Here is a 13,134-nt window from a genome sequence, read left to right on the forward strand (position 1 = left end):
ACGACTGCGAAGGGGCCCCGGTCAACAGACCGGGGCCCCTTCGCAGTTGATGTGTGTCAGGCCTTGACGCGCACGTCCGCGCGGAGCTTGGCGGCGAGTTCGGCCGCCTCCTCCATCGTGGCGGCCTTGCCCGAGGCCAGGGAGGCGATGTCGTACGTCAGCACATAGCTGAGCGTGCTGTGGTCGCCCCAGATGCAGAACGGCATCTGCGTCGTCGTGCCGGACTCGGTGCTCTCGATCTGCTGGCACTTCATGATGCCGTTGTCGAAGCCGGCCGGCGTGAACTCCTGCGGGCTGCCGACGAGTTTGCCGTCGTCGGAGGACGAACTCTTCGCCGACTCCGACTTCATCTGGGTGAACATCGCGTCGACGACCTTCTCGGGGTCGTCGATGGTGCCGTACACGCCGGCGAACATCAGGGTCTTGGCGGTGAGGCTCTCGCCCGAGGCGTACACGGCGCTGACGTCCTTGGGGTTCTCGACCCCCCAGGCCTCGGCGTCCTTGATCTCGTCCTCGGTCAGCCCGTCGGCCGCCGAGTCCCCGCTCTTCTTGTACGCGCCGTCGAGCACGGTCGCCGGCGCCGTCAGCTTGTGCGCCCCGTCGTCCGCGATGCCGGATCCACCGCTGGAACCGCTCCCGCTGCCGAGCACGAAGTACGCCCCCACGGCGATGGCGGCCACGACGGCCACCGACCCGAGGACGATCGCCGTCGTCTTCTTCTTGCCGCCACCCGGCGGCGGCTGCGGAACCCCGTACGGGGCCTGGCCGTACGGCGGCTGCTGACCGTAGGCGGGCTGCTGACCGTACGGGTTCGGGGCACCCTGCGGGCCGGGCTGCTGCGGATAGCCGTAGCCGGGCTGCGGGGGCGGGGCCTGCTGGGGGTAGCCGTAGCCGGGCTGCGGAGCCGCCGGAGGGGCCTGAGGTGCTTGGGGCGGCTGGCCGTACGGACCCGGCTGGGCGGCCGGCTGGCCGTACGGTCCGGGCTGCTGGGGTGGTCCGCCGTACGGGCCCGGCTGGTTGTAGCTCATCTCTGGGTTCCCCTCCAGATGCTTATGTGTTCCTGACATCCTCGCGCAGGCCAGGTGCCCGAGTTGCCCCGGGTGTCCCACCGTTACGAAAGAATCGTGTTTCGGGACACGGCGGTGACGCCTCTAAACTGACCGGGTGACCGAGAACGCTCAGCAGCAGCCAACAGCGCCCATCACCGAACTGCCGACCCAGTACGCGCCGGCCGAGGTAGAGGGGAAGCTGTACGAGCGCTGGGTGGACCGGGGTTACTTCGCCGCCGACGCGAAGAGCGAGAAGCCGCCGTACACCATCGTCATCCCGCCGCCGAACGTCACGGGCTCCCTCCACCTGGGCCACGCCTTCCAGCACACGCTCATGGACGCCCTCACCCGCCGCAAGCGCATGCAGGGCTACGAGTCCCTCTGGCTCCCCGGCATGGACCACGCGGGCATCGCCACCCAGAACAAGGTCGAGCAGCAGCTTGCCGAGGAGGGCAAGTCACGCCACGACCTGGGGCGCGAGGAGTTCGTCGAGCGGGTCTGGCAGTGGAAGGAGGAGTACGGCGGCAAGATCCTCGGCCAGATGCGCCGCCTCGGCGACGGCGTCGACTGGAACCGCGAGCGCTTCACGATGGACGAGGGCCTCTCCAAGGCCGTCCAGACGATCTTCAAGCGCCTCTACGACGACGAGCTGATCTACCGCGCCGAGCGCATCATCAACTGGTGTCCGCGGTGTCTCACGGCCATTTCGGACATCGAGGTGGAGTACCAGGACGACGCGGGCGAACTCGTCTCGATCAGGTACGGCGAGGGCGAGGACAGCCTGGTCGTCGCCACCACCCGCGCCGAGACGATGCTCGGTGACACCGCCGTCGCCGTCCACCCCGACGACGAGCGCTACAAGCACCTCGTCGGCCGGCAGATCAAGCTGCCGCTGACGGACCGGACCATCCCGGTTGTCGCCGACACCCACGTGGACCCGGAGTTCGGCACCGGCGCCGTCAAGGTGACCCCGGCCCACGACCCGAACGACTTCGCCATCGGGCAGCGCCACAACCTGCCCAACATGACGATCATGGACGAGCACGGTGTCATCACCGTCCACGGCCCCTTCATCGGCCTGGACCGCTTCGAGGCCCGCTCCGCAGTCGTCGGCGCCCTGCGCGGACAGGGCCGGATCGTCGCCGAGAAGCGCCCCTACACGCACTCCGTCGGGCACTGCTCGCGCTGCTCCACGACCGTCGAGCCGCGCCTGTCCCTCCAGTGGTGGGTCAAGGTCGAGACACTGGCCAAGGCCGCCGGTGACGCGGTCCGCGACGGCCGGGTCTCGATCCACCCCGAGGAGATGTCCAAGCGCTACTTCGACTGGGTCGACAACCTCAACGACTGGTGCATCTCACGCCAGTTGTGGTGGGGCCACCGCATCCCCGTCTGGTACGGCCCGGACGGCGAGGTCGTCTGCGTCGGCCCCGACGAGCAGCCGCCGACCGGCGAGGGCTGGACCCAGGACACCGACGTCCTCGACACCTGGTTCTCCTCCGGCCTGTGGCCGTTCTCCACCCTCGGCTGGCCCGAACAGACCCCGGACCTCAAGAAGTTCTACTCGACGGACGTCCTGCTGACCGGCCACGACATCATCTTCTTCTGGGTCGCCCGGATGATGATGTTCGGCCTGTACGCCATGGACGGCGAGGCCCCGTTCAAGACCATCGCGCTGACCGGCCTGGTCCGCGACGAGCGCGGCAAGAAGATGTCGAAGTCCTTCGGCAACGTCGTCGACCCGCTGGACTGGATGGACAAGTACGGCTCCGACGCCGTCCGCTTCACCCTCGCCAAGGGCGCCAACCCCGGCACCGACGTCCCGATCGGCGAGGACTGGGTCCAGGCGTCCAGCAAGTTCGCCAACAAGATCTGGAACGCGACGCGCTTCGCGCTGATGAACGGCGCCACGATCGAGGGCGACCTCCCGCCCGTCGAGAAGCTCTCGGCCACGGACCGCTGGATCCTCTCCCGCCTGAACAAGACGGTCGCGCAGGTCGACGCGTACTACGACGACTTCCAGTTCGCGAAGCTCAGCGACGCGCTCTACCACTTCGCGTGGGACGAGGTCTTCGACTGGTACGTCGAACTGTCGAAGACCACGTTCTTCGCAGGCGGCGAGCAGGCCAAGGTCTCCGGCCGGGTCCTCGGCGAGGTCATCGACGTCATGCTGCGCCTCCTCCACCCGGTCGTCCCCTTCGTCACCGAGACGCTGTGGACGACCCTGACCGGCCGTGAGTCCCTCGTCATCGCCGAGTGGCCGAAAGACAGTGGCTTCCGCGACGAGGCGGCCGAGGCCGAGATCGGTACCGTCCAGGCCGTCGTCACCGAGGTCCGCCGCTTCCGCAAGGAGCAGGGCCTCCAGGACGGCCAGAAGGTCCCCGCCCGCCTCACCCTCGACGGCACCGCGCTGGCCGCACACGAGGCGGCCATCCGCCAGCTCCTCCGCCTCCAGCCGGAGGGCGAGGGCTTCGCGGCCACCGCGACCCTCCCGGTCGCCGGCGCCACGGTCGCCCTCGACCTCTCCGGCACGATCGACGTCGCAGCGGAACGAAAGCGCCTCGCGAAGGACCTCGCGGCGGCACAGAAGGAACGCCAGCAGGCAGAGGCCAAGCTGGGCAACGAGGCCTTCCTGGCAAAGGCCCCGGACCAGGTGGTGGACAAGATCAAGGCCCGCCTGACAAAGGCGGACGAGGACATCACCCGCATCCAGACCCAGTTGGAGACCCTGCCGCAGGCGTAGAGGTTTGCAGGGCGCGAGGGCCCCCCCGGGACATGTGATCCCCGGGGGCCCGTTGTGTTTTCAGGGGCGCGGGGAACTGCGCGACCAGCCACAACGCACCCGCACCCGCCAACGAACCCCCACCACCCCACCCCATAGGCGCCCCGTCCGTAGACTGGCGCTCGTGAGCGACACCGACCCCTTCGACGAGATCATCGACGCCGAGACCGACCGAGACCCAGACCTCGCGGTCATCGAGGCCGGCAGCCGCACCCTGCGAACGCAGGCCGGCGGCGCGCCGCAGACCGACGTCCCCGGGCGCCCCGCCGACCCCGAGGTCGACAAAGCCCTCCGCACCGTCGAGGCGGACCTCGCCACCCGCTGGGGCGAAACCAAGCTGGAGCCCAGCGTCAGCCGTATCGCCGCGCTGATGGACGTCCTGGGGGAACCCCAGCGCGCGTACCCCTCGATCCACATCACCGGCACCAACGGCAAGACCTCCACCGCCCGCATGATCGAGGCCCTCCTCGGCGCCTTCGACCTGCGCACCGGCCGGTACACCTCGCCGCACGTCCAGTCGATCACCGAGCGGATCAGTCTCGACGGGGCGCCCATCCCGGCCGAGCGGTTCGTGGAGACGTACGACGACATCAAGGCGTACGTCGAGATGGTCGACGCCCAGCAGGAGTTCCGGCTCTCCTTCTTCGAGGTGCTGACGGGCATGGCGTACGCGGCCTTCGCCGACGCGCCTGTCGACGTGGCCGTCGTCGAGGTCGGGATGGGGGGCAGCTGGGACGCCACCAATGTCATCGACGCCGATGTGGCCGTCGTGACGCCCATCGATCTCGACCACACCGACCGGCTCGGCGGGACGCCCGGTGAGATCGCCGTCGAGAAGGGCGGGATCATCAAGCAGGACGCGACCGTGATCCTCGCCCAGCAGCCGGTCGACGCGGCCCAGGTGCTGCTGAAGAAGGCCGTCGAGGTGGACGCCACGGTGGCCAGGGAAGGGCTGGAGTTCGGCGTCGTCAGCCGGACGGTCGCCGTCGGCGGGCAGATGCTGACGCTGCGCGGGCTCGGCGGGGAGTACGAGGAGATCTTCCTGCCGCTGCACGGCGGCTACCAGGCCCACAACGCGGCCGTCGCCCTCGCCGCCGTCGAGGCGTTCTTCGGCGTCGGCACCCAGCGGCCCGAGCCCCTCGACGTCGACACCGTGCGCAAGGCGTTCGCCGCGGTGACGTCCCCGGGGCGGCTGGAGATCGTACGGCGCTCTCCCACCGTCGTGCTCGACGCCGCGCACAACCCGGCGGGCGCGCGGGCCACCGCCGAGGGGGTCGGCGAGGCCTTCGACTTCAGCCGGCTGATCGGTGTGGTCGGGGCGAGCGGCGACAAGAACGTACGTGGGCTCCTGGAGGCCTTCGAGCCGATCTTCGCGGAGGTCGTGATCACGCAGAACTCCAGCCAGCGCGCGATGGACGTCGACGAACTGGCCGCCATCGCCGTCGAGGTCTTCGGCGACGACCGGGTCCAGGTCGAGCCGCGGCTCGACGACGCCCTGGAGGCCGCGATCACCCTGGCCGAGGAGGACGGGGAGTACTCGGGCGCCGGCGTGCTCGTCACCGGCTCCGTCATCACCGTCGGCGAGGCCCGACTGCTCCTGGGGAGGGGCTGACTTCCGTGCGTACGCTCTGTGCTTCGACCCTGATCGGCGAGGTCTTCGTGATCGGTTTCGCCGGTCTCGTCGCCATGAAGGACCCCGACCTGTCCACGTCGACCGTGTGGACGGTCAGCGGCATCGCCATGCTCCTGTGCGTGCTGCTCTGCGGTGTGATCACCCGGCCCGGCGGCATCCAGCTCGGCTGGGCCCTGCAGATCGCGCTCATCGCGTCCGGCGTCGTCGTCCCGACCATGTACTTCATGGGCGCGATGTTCGCCGCGCTGTGGTGGGCGTCCGTGCACTACGGCAGGAAGATCGACGAGGCCAAGGCGAGATTCGCCGCGCAGGCCCAGCCGACCGGAACCAGTCCTGACGCTGCGTGACACCCGCTCAGGGCGGCCCTGTAGCCTCTGTGCACCGCACATACGTGACCTCGAATGGAGCCACCCCCGTGACTCAGCGCACCCTCGTCCTCCTCAAGCCCGACGCCGTCCGTCGCGGCCTGACCGGCGAGATCATCGGCCGGATCGAGCGCAAGGCCGGCTGGCGTATCACCGCGCTGGAGCTGCGCACCCTGGACCAGGAGACGCTGGAGCAGCACTACGGCGAGCACAAGGGCAAGCCCTTCTACGAGCCCCTCGTCGAGTTCATGGCATCCGGCCCCGTCGTCGCCCTGGTCGTCGAGGGGGAGCGGGTCATCGAGGGTGTGCGCGCGCTCGCCGGGCCCACCGACCCCATCGCCGCCGCCCCCGGTTCCATCCGCGGTGACTACGGCGTGATCGTCCGCGAGAACCTCATCCACGCCTCCGACTCCGAGGAGTCCGCCGAGCGCGAGCTGAAGATCTTCTTCCCCGGCCGCGACTGAGCACCCGGGCATCCGGCCGGTGAAGTTCTTGCGCAGTTTCTGTACACACCGTTTCTGAGGAACCGTCACCTCACTCGGATGCCCGAGGATTGTCTGACCTGGGACGGCCGTCGAAAACCGGCCGTCCCCCGGCATATGCGTGCCGATCGGGGGAACGCCTACCCCCGAACGCTCGTCTCCAGAAGCGAGACGGCACATCGCATGCTGACAATGGCGAAGACCCTCGCGCGGTGTTCGTGCAGGCGAGACTACGATGTAAGCCTTGCAAGCCTTCACGTCACCGCACCCACTTCGCCGCCCCAAACCAAAGCCCTCACACGCTTCTCTTGGGAAGGCCAGACGAATCCTGATGGGGAACTCAATGTCGTTCATCGGCCGCGACATGGCAATCGACCTGGGGACCGCCAACACGCTGGTGTACGTCAGGGGTCGCGGGATCGTACTCAACGAGCCGTCCGTCGTCGCGATCAACACCAACACCGGTGGCATCCTCGCGGTCGGATCGGAAGCGAAGAAGATGATCGGTCGGACGCCCGGCAACATCGTTGCCGTGCGCCCGCTCAGGGACGGCGTCATCGCCGACTTCGAGATCACCGAGCGGATGCTCCGCTACTTCATTCTGAAGATTCACAAGCGGCGGTATCTCGCCCGTCCCCGTGTCGTCGTCTGTGTGCCCTCGGGCATCACGGGCGTCGAGCGCCGCGCCGTCATCGAGGCCTCGTCCCAGGCCGGCGCGCGTCAGGTGCACATCATCGAGGAGCCCATGGCCGCGGCCATCGGTTCCGGCCTGCCGGTCCACGAGGCCACGGGCAACATGGTGGTGGACATCGGCGGCGGCACCACGGAGGTCGCGGTCATCTCCCTCGGCGGCATCGTCACCGCCCAGTCCATCCGCGTCGCGGGTGACGAACTGGACAACGCGATCATCCAGCACATCAAGAAGGAGTACTCGCTCCTCCTCGGTGAGCGGACGGCCGAACAGATCAAGATCACGATCGGTTCGGCGTACGACCTCGACGCTGACGAACACACCGAAATCCGCGGCCGGGACCTCGTATCCGGCCTGCCCAAGACCGTCGTGATCTCCGCGGCCGAAGTCCGCAAGGCCATCGAAGAACCGGTCAACGCGATCGTCGACGCCGTGAAGACCACCCTCGACAAGTGCCCGCCCGAGCTGTCCGGCGACATCATGGACCGCGGAATCGTTCTGACCGGCGGCGGCGCCCTGCTCCGCGGGCTCGACGAGCGGCTGCGCCGGGAGACCGGTATGCCCATCCACATCGCCGAGGACCCGCTGGACAGCGTGGTGCTCGGCTCCGGCAAGTGCGTGGAGGAGTTCGAGGCGCTCCAGCAGGTGCTGGACGCGCAGCCGCGCAGATGACGTAACTCTTCGATTCCGCCGTACGAGATGATCTCCTCTCGTGCGGCGGATCGTTGGTATAGAGGCATAAGCTCCCCCAAAGAACTCCATTGCCGCCAAAGACTCCCAAAGACTCTGTTGCCCAAAAACTCTATTGAGGAAGGCACGGCCGCCGCACGTGAGGGACACACGAGAGAGCCGGCTGCTCCTGGTGCTGCTGATCGCCATCGCGTTCGCGCTGATCACGGTGGACATCCGCGGTGGGGAGGACTCACCGGTCGACGGTGCCCGGCAGGCCGCGGCAGCCGTCTTCGGGCCGGTCGAGGACGGGGTGGCCACCGTGGTCGACCCGGTCGGCGACGCGGTCTCCGCCGTACGCGACTCCGGTGAGCGGCACGACCGGCTCGCCACGCTGGAGAAGGAGAACGCGGCGCTCAAGGCCCGTCTCGGCAGCGACGACCGCAACCGCAGCCGCCTGGGCCAGCTCGACAAGATGCTCAAGTCGGCCGGTGCCGGGCAGTACGGCATCAAGGGCGCCGAGGTCATCGCCATAGGAGCGGCCCAGGGCTTCTCCTGGACGGTCACCATCGACATCGGCGCGAACGACGGCGTCAAGCGCGACATGACCGTCCTCAACGGCGACGGACTCGTCGGCCGCATCACCACCGTCGGCCCCGGCACCTCGACCGTGCTGCTCGCCAACGACCCCGACTTCACCGTCGGCACGCGCATGGAGGGCAGCGACGAGCTGGGCTTCGCCTCCGGGCAGGGCGACCGGCCGCTGCGCGTCCAGCTCCTCAACGGCAAGGCCAAGGTGCAGAAGGGCGACCGGCTCGTCACCTTCGGCTCGCAGGCCGACAAGCCGTTCGTGCCCGGCGTACCCGTGGGTGTCGTGTCCCGGGTCGATCCGTCCGGCGGCGACCTGACCCGCACGATCTACGTCACGCCGTTCGTCGGCTTCACCAAGCTCGACATCGTCGGCGTCGTCGTCGAGGCCCCGCGCACCGACCCGCGCGACACCGTCCTCCCGGCCAAGCCGAAGCCGACGCCCACGCCGACGGTCACCGTCACGGTGACCCCGTCCGCGCCGGCGGCCGACGGCCAGTACCAGCAAGAGCAGTAGGAGCTGAACTCCCCATGCGTTTCAACCGGATGCTCCTCTCCACCACCCTGGTGGTCGTCGCCATGGTGGTCCAGGTGAGCGTCCTCGCCCGCCTGCACCTCCCGGGCGCCGTCCCCGACCTCCTCCTGCTGACCGTCCTCGGCCTCGCCCTGGTGTACGGCCATGTCGGCGGCGCCCTCGTCGGCTTCGGCGCCGGACTCCTCGCCGACCTCGCCCCGCCCGCCGACCACGCGGCAGGCCGCTACGCCCTCGTGCTCTGCGTCATCGGTTATCTGGCCGGACTGGTCAAACCCGAGAACGGGCAGCTCAAGTCGGCCACCGGCCCGATGGCCGTCGTGGTCGCCGCCGCCGTCGGCACGACCCTGCTGTACGCCGGTGTCGGCGCCCTCGTCGGCGACACCGCCGCCCGCAACGTCGGCCTCAGCAGCCTGCTGTTCACGGCCGCGCTGTACGACCTGCTGCTCGCGCCCTTCGTGGTCCCCGGCATCATGTTCCTGGCGCGCAGAGCGGAGAACGATCCGCTCGCCGAGACCAACTCCTCGGCCAAGAAGGCCGACATCTCCTCCGGCTGGCTCTCCTCCGGCACCGGCCTGCGCATCGGCAGCCAGCGCGGCGGCCTGAAGGTTAAGGCGGCGAGGTCGAAGGCGGCCCGGGCCGGCCGTATCAAGGGGGTCAAGCGCCTGTGACCGCATCGGAGTTCACTCGAACGGGTTCACCGGGCCGGAACGCCGCCTCACAGCTCAGGCGTTCATCATTCGTACGCGCACATACGTCTACGTCACACACGTCGGCGCGCTGAGAGGGGGAGGCAGCACCAGTGACCAACATTCCCGAGACCGGCCGGACGCCACGCGTCCAGATCCGGCTCGTCGTCATCCAGATCCTCGTCCTCTCCCTCCTCGGCACCCTCGGCGGCCGGCTGTGGTACCTCCAGATCCGGGAGGGCGACGCCTACGCCAAGGAGGCGTCCGGCAACCATGTGCAGCAGGTCGTGCAGCCCGCCGTACGCGGGTCGATCCTCGACGCGCGCGGGGTGCCGATCGCGGACAACGAGACACGTCTCGTCGTCTCCGCGTCGCGCACCGAGCTGCTGAAGATGGCGGACGACGGCGACGCCGTCCTCACCAAGCTCGCCGGGGTCCTGGGCATGAAGCCCAAGGACGTCAAGGACAAGGTCCGGCTGTGCGACGCCAACACGCCCCAGCCCTGCTGGAACGGCTCGCCCTACCAGCCGATCCCCATCACGGACGAGGCCACCGCCCGTCAGGCCCTCCAGATCCGTGAGCGCTCCGAGGACTTCCCCGGCATCACCGCCGAGCCCGAGGCCGTGCGCCGTTACGCCGGCCCCGGCGGGTCCAACACCGCCCAGGTCCTCGGCTATCTCTCCCCGGTCACCGACGAGGAGATCACCAAGGCGCAGGACACCGACTCGCCCTATCTGCGCTCCGACCAGGTCGGCCGCTCCGGTCTTGAGCGGGAGTACGACAAGGAGCTGCGCGGCAAGGCCGGCGTCACCCGCTACGAGGTGGACAACCTCGGCCGGGTCATCGGCACCGCCGAGGCGGACCCCGCGCAGTCCGGCTCCAACCTCGTCACGAGCATAGACGCGCGGGTTCAGCGGGTCGCCGAGTACGAGCTGAACAACGCGATGAAGGAAGCCCGCAAGGAGTACGACGACAACACCAGCGAGAACTACAAGGCCGACGCGGGCGCGGTCGTCGTCATGGAGGCCAAGACGGGCCGGGTCGTCGCGATGGCGTCCAACCCGACGTACGACCCGAACGCCTGGGTCGGCGGCATCTCCGCCAAGGACTACGCCAAGCTGACCGGCAAGAGCTCCAACTACCCGCTGCTCAACCGGGCGATCCAGGGCCAGGCGGCCCCCGGCTCGATCTTCAAGGTCATCTCCACCTCGGCCGCCGTCAACGCGGGCTACCCCTTCGACGGGAACTACGACTGCTCCAGCTCGTACTCGATCGGCGGCCAGGTCTTCAAGAACTACGAGTCCAAGGGGTACGGCCCGATCAGCCTCGGCCGTGCCATCGAGGTCTCCTGCGACACGGTCTTCTACCGGATCGCCCATGACGAGTGGGCGAAGGACGGCGGCCTGAAGCCGAAGAAGAGCGCAGGCAACTGGTTCTACAAGACCGCCCACCAGTACGGCCTCGGCGCCGTGACCGGCATCGACCTCCCCAACGAGGTCACCGGTCGCGTCCCCGACCGCAAGTGGAAGCAGGACTACTGGAAGGCCAACAAGGCCTCCTGGTGCAAGTACGGCAAGAAGGGCGGCACGTACGCCCAGCAGATCGCGTACGAGAACTGCCTCGAAGGCAATCTGATGCGCGCCGGTGACTCCGTCAACTACTCGATCGGCCAGGGCGACATCCTCGTCACGCCGATACAGATGGCGACGATCTACTCGGCGATCTCCAACGGCGGCACCCTGTACGACCCGACGGTCGGCAAGGCGATCGTCAGCGCCGACGGCAAGTCCGTCCAGGCGATCAAGCCCAAGTCGCACGGCAAGCTGCCGATCTCGAAGTCGACCCTGAACGACATAGACGGTGCCCTTGAAGGGGTCGTCACCCGTGGTTCGGCGGCCTGGCGGTTCGGCGGCTGGCCGCAGGACAAGATCCCGATGCACGCCAAGACGGGTACGGCCGAGGTCTACGGCAAGCAGACCACCTCGTGGTTCGCGACGTACACCAAGGACTACACGATCGTCATGACGATCTCCCAGGGTGGTACGGGTTCCGGAGCCTCCGGCCCGGCCGTCCGCAAGATATACGAGGCTCTGTACGGCGTCTCCCCGGACGGCAAGATCGACAGCAAGAAGGCGCTGCTGCCCACCCCGCAGAAGAGCCTGCCGAAGATCGAGTCGGACGGTTCGATCGACGCCCCGAAGATCAAGCCGTACGTCCCGGAGAAGGAGGCCACCGAGGAGACGCTCGCCCTCGCGGCCGGACAGCTCCCGCCGGCCACGGCCGCCTCGGAAGGCACCCGCACCAACCGCAGCGGCCGACGAGCCCACGGAAGCCGCAGACGCAGGCGCAGGCGGAGCACGCGAAGGACGACCACGACATGACCGGCGCGAACACCTTCTCCGTCTCCGGCTACGGCCCCGAACGCTCGTCCCTGTCCCGTCTGCTGGCCCGCGACTCGCTGGCCCGCAGGCTGGACTGGCCGATACTGCTGTCCGCGCTCGCGCTGTCCTTCATGGGCGCGATCCTGGTCTACTCGGCGACCCGCAACCGCACCGAGATCAACCAGGGCGACCAGTACTACTTCCTGATCCGGCACCTGATGAACACCGGCATCGGGTTCTGTCTGATGATCGGCACGGTCTGGCTCGGCCACCGCACCCTGCGCACCGCGGTCCCGATCCTGTACGGCCTCTCGGTCTTCCTGATCCTCATGGTGCTGACCCCGCTGGGCGCGACCGTCAACGGCGCCCACGCGTGGATCGTGCTCGGCGGCGGCTTCTCGCTCCAGCCCTCGGAGTTCGTGAAGATCACGATCATCCTGGGCATGGCGATGCTGCTGGCCGCCCGGGTCGACGCGGGCGACAAGCCCTACCCCGACCACCGCACGGTCCTCCAGGCCCTGGGCCTGGCCGCCGTACCGATGATGATCGTCATGCTGATGCCCGACCTCGGGTCGGTCATGGTCATGGTCATCATCGTGCTCGGGGTGCTGCTGGCCTCCGGCGCCTCCAACCGCTGGATCTTCGGTCTGCTCGGCACGGGCGCCCTGGGTGCGGTGCTGGTCTGGCAGCTCGGGATCCTGGACGAGTACCAGATCAACCGCTTCGCCGCCTTCGCCAACCCGGAGCTGGACCCGTCCGGGGTCGGCTACAACACCAACCAGGCCCGGATCGCGATCGGTTCGGGCGGACTGACGGGCACGGGCCTGTTCCACGGCTCGCAGACCACCGGCCAGTTCGTGCCCGAGCAGCAGACCGACTTCGTGTTCACGGTCGCGGGGGAGGAGCTGGGCTTCATGGGCGCGGGCCTGATCATCCTGCTCCTGGGCGTGGTGCTGTGGCGGGCCTGCCGTATCGCCCGCGAGACGACCGAGCTGTACGGCACGATCGTCGCCGCCGGGATCATCGCGTGGTTCGCCTTCCAGGCGTTCGAGAACATCGGGATGACCCTGGGGATCATGCCGGTCGCCGGTCTGCCACTGCCCTTCGTGTCGTACGGAGGATCGTCGATGTTCGCCGTGTGGGTGGCGGTGGGGTTGCTGCAGTCGATCAGAGTGCAGCGGCCCATGTCCGCGTAGCGGTGACCGGTGGGTGTCATCAGGGAGAACGGTGAATGTGTCCCGAATGGCCAAGAGGTGACCTTCGGGGACTGACGTCG

10 protein-coding genes are annotated in these 13,134 nt (G+C 68.5%); 9 read left to right on the forward strand and 1 reads right to left on the reverse strand.

The genetic code is table 11. The features are described 5' to 3' along the window. Positions 1 to 56: 56 nt before the first annotated feature. Positions 57 to 1,028, reverse strand: coding sequence for a hypothetical protein (locus ACWDR4_RS18700; RefSeq protein ID WP_450409750.1), 972 nt, complete (start codon positions 1,026 to 1,028; stop codon positions 57 to 59). 136 nt (positions 1,029 to 1,164) lie between these two features. Between ACWDR4_RS18700 and ACWDR4_RS18705 the strand changes: the two genes are divergently transcribed. The 9 genes from ACWDR4_RS18705 (at position 1,165) to rodA (ending at position 13,054) form a co-directional block, all read left to right on the forward strand. Next, positions 1,165 to 3,789, forward strand: coding sequence for a valine--tRNA ligase (locus ACWDR4_RS18705; protein WP_450409752.1), 2,625 nt, complete (start codon positions 1,165 to 1,167; stop codon positions 3,787 to 3,789). A 163-nt stretch (positions 3,790 to 3,952) separates the two neighbouring features. Beyond that, positions 3,953 to 5,440 (forward strand): bifunctional tetrahydrofolate synthase/dihydrofolate synthase, encoded by a 1,488-nt coding sequence (folC, locus tag ACWDR4_RS18710; RefSeq protein ID WP_450409753.1) that lies wholly within the window; start codon positions 3,953 to 3,955, stop codon positions 5,438 to 5,440. A gap of 5 nt (positions 5,441 to 5,445) precedes the next feature. Next, entirely contained in the window at positions 5,446 to 5,808 is a 363-nt protein-coding gene (locus tag ACWDR4_RS18715) for a DUF4233 domain-containing protein (protein WP_450409755.1), read from the forward strand. 68 nt (positions 5,809 to 5,876) lie between these two features. After that, positions 5,877 to 6,290, forward strand: coding sequence for a nucleoside-diphosphate kinase (ndk, locus tag ACWDR4_RS18720; RefSeq protein WP_369035915.1), 414 nt, complete (start codon positions 5,877 to 5,879; stop codon positions 6,288 to 6,290). A 361-nt stretch (positions 6,291 to 6,651) separates the two neighbouring features. Further along, positions 6,652 to 7,671 (forward strand): rod shape-determining protein, encoded by a 1,020-nt coding sequence (locus ACWDR4_RS18725; RefSeq protein ID WP_450409756.1) that lies wholly within the window; start codon positions 6,652 to 6,654, stop codon positions 7,669 to 7,671. Between the two features lie 157 nt (positions 7,672 to 7,828). Next, positions 7,829 to 8,773, forward strand: a complete 945-nt coding sequence (gene mreC / locus ACWDR4_RS18730; protein WP_450409758.1) for a rod shape-determining protein MreC — start codon at positions 7,829 to 7,831, stop codon at positions 8,771 to 8,773. Positions 8,774 to 8,787: 14 nt separating this feature from the next. Then, positions 8,788 to 9,459 (forward strand): rod shape-determining protein MreD, encoded by a 672-nt coding sequence (mreD, locus tag ACWDR4_RS18735; RefSeq protein ID WP_450409760.1) that lies wholly within the window; start codon positions 8,788 to 8,790, stop codon positions 9,457 to 9,459. Between the two features lie 131 nt (positions 9,460 to 9,590). Beyond that, positions 9,591 to 11,858, forward strand: a complete 2,268-nt coding sequence (mrdA, locus tag ACWDR4_RS18740) for a penicillin-binding protein 2 (RefSeq protein ID WP_450409762.1) — start codon at positions 9,591 to 9,593, stop codon at positions 11,856 to 11,858. After that, on the forward strand, positions 11,855 to 13,054 hold the full coding sequence (rodA, locus tag ACWDR4_RS18745) for a rod shape-determining protein RodA (RefSeq protein ID WP_450409764.1): 1,200 nt from the start codon (positions 11,855 to 11,857) through the stop codon (positions 13,052 to 13,054). The genes mrdA and rodA overlap by 4 nt, the downstream gene beginning before the upstream one ends. The last annotated feature ends 80 nt before the right edge of the window (positions 13,055 to 13,134 follow it).

Source organism: Streptomyces sp. NPDC000878, from assembly GCF_053599695.1.